Origin of the sequence: Trebonia sp., assembly GCF_049794275.1 — a bacterium.
Classification (GTDB): Bacteria; Actinomycetota; Actinomycetes; order Streptosporangiales; family Streptosporangiaceae; genus Trebonia.
Window position 1 is genome coordinate 1 of record NZ_JBARCR010000834.1, and the last position, 2,141, is coordinate 2,141.

The following is a 2,141-nucleotide window of genomic DNA, read 5'->3' on the forward strand; positions in this document are numbered from 1 at the left end:
GGCCCGGCGTGCGCGGCCGCCACGGCGGCTGCGACGCGCTCCGCCGCCAGCGCGATGTCGTAGACGGGCCGGTCGTCATCGCCGGTGAAATCCTCCACCGAGCAGCCCGCGAGCCCGGTCTCCGCGGCCAGGCCGATAGTCCGGGCGACGCCGTCCGGATCGTCGGCGAAGCCGTTCTCCAGGTCGGCCGAGACCGGTAGTTCGGTGGCCGCGACGATCGCGGCCGCGTGCCCGAGGGCCTCCTCCCGGCTCACCGAGCCGTCGAGGCGGCCAAGCGTCGCGGCGAACCCTGAACTCGTGGTGGCGAGCGCCTGGAAGCCCATGGCGGCGAGCAGCTTCGCCGATCCCTGGTCCCACGGGTTGGGCAACAGCAGCGGATCCCCCGGGCGGTGCAGCTCGAGGAACCGTTCCGCCTTTTCCTGCTGGGTTGTCATGGCCCGACAGTATCCCGCTAGTCCGGCGCCCGCTCGAACGGGCTCCGGTCACCAGAACAAACAAAGAAGTTCACTTAAAGCTTCACAATCCATCATGAATTGCTCATCCGGGAGGTCAAGCCTTGGAGGCTATTGTCCCCTACCGGACGGAGCTTGCTCGTGCCCGAGATTTCCCGTCGCCGCCTGCTGCAAGGCCTCGGCGCAGCGGCGACAGCGGCATTCGCCGCCGAGTTCCTGCCGCCGAACGTCCGCCACGCCATGGCGGCCGGCCCCGCGAAAGGCGGTAGCCTCCGCGACATCAAGCACGTGGTGATCCTCATGCAGGAGAACCGGTCGTTCGACCACTACTTCGGGACCCTGCCGAACGTGCGCGGGTTCTCCGATCCCACCGCGATCAAGCTGTCCACCGGCAAGCCGGTGTTCTACCAGCCGGACCCGGACAACCCCGACGGCTACCTGCTGCCGTTCCACCTGGACACCAAGACCACGAGCGCGCAAGCGCAGCCGTCGACCAGCCACGCGTACACCGTCCAGCACTCGGCCTGGAACGGCGGGAAGATGGACAACTGGCTGCCCGCGCACCTCGCCGCGGACGGCGCCAACGGCCCTTACACGATGGGCTACCTGGAGCGTGACGACATCCCGTTCCAGTTCGCGCTCGCCGAGAACTTCACCATCTGCGACAACTACCACTGCTCGGTGCTCGGCCCGACCTGGCCGAACCGGCTGTACCACATGTCCGCGTGGATCGACCCGGCAGGCGCGGGCGGCGGGCCGATCATCTCCAACATCGACCCGACGCCGTACGAGTGGGTGAGCTACCCCGAGGCGCTCACCAGCGCCGGCGTGCCCTGGCAGGTGTACCAGGAGGTCGACAACTACGAGTGCAACCTGCTGGAGATGTTCAAGTCGTTCCAGTCCGCGCCGGTGAGCTCCACCTTGTACCAGAGCGGGCTGCGCACGTTCTCCCCCGGGCAGTTCGAGTACGACGCGATCCACGACCGGCTGCCGGTCGTCTCGTGGCTCGTCCCGACCAGCTACCAGTCCGAGCACCCGGACTACACGCCGGCCGCGGGCGCGGACTTCGTGGCCAGCAAGATCGACGCGATCGCGGCCAACCCCGACGTGTGGGCGAAGACCGTGTTCATCCTCAACTACGACGAGAACGACGGCATCTTCGACCACGTGGTGCCGCCCACAGCGCCGGCCGGGACGGCCGGCGAGTACGTCGACGGCGTGCCCATCGGCGCCGGCTTCCGGGTGCCGTGCATCATCGTGTCGCCGTGGACGCAGGGCGGCTGGATCGCCAGCGAGACCTTCGACCACACTTCGGTGCTGCGCTTCCTCGAGGTGCTCACCGGCGTGACGATCCCGAACATCACGCCGTGGCGGCGCGCCACGTTCGGCGACCTGACGTCGGCGTTCGGTGCCGCGCGCGGCGGGTTCCCGCGGCTGCCCGACACCAAGGCGCAGCTGGCCCGGGCCGTCCAGGAGGTCACCACCCTGCCGGCCCCGGTGTTCCCCGGCGCGAACCAGGTGCCGCCCGTTCAGCAGCACGGCAATCGTCCCCGTCCGCGCCGATAAGGAGATCCTCACATGTCAGCTGACAACTGGACGCCGAAGCGCTGGACCCGGCGGCGCGCCTTCATGGTGGGCGGCACCGTGGCCGCGGGGCTCGCCGCGGGCACGCTCGGCACGGCCCTGGCG

Annotated in this window: 2 protein-coding genes; one reads left to right on the plus strand and one right to left on the minus strand. The window is 69.4% G+C overall.

Annotated elements, in window-relative coordinates:
- On the minus strand, nt 1-434 hold a 434-nt coding region (locus tag WA805_RS21675), incomplete at its 3' end, for an isocitrate lyase/phosphoenolpyruvate mutase family protein (RefSeq protein WP_425243246.1).
- A 159-nt stretch (nt 435-593) separates the two neighbouring features.
- On the opposite strand from WA805_RS21675, the gene WA805_RS21680 reads away from it, so the two are divergent.
- A complete protein-coding gene (locus WA805_RS21680; RefSeq protein WP_424564193.1) occupies nt 594-2,018 on the plus strand; it encodes an alkaline phosphatase family protein in 1,425 nt (474 codons plus the stop codon).
- Nucleotides 2,019-2,141 lie beyond the last annotated feature (123 nt).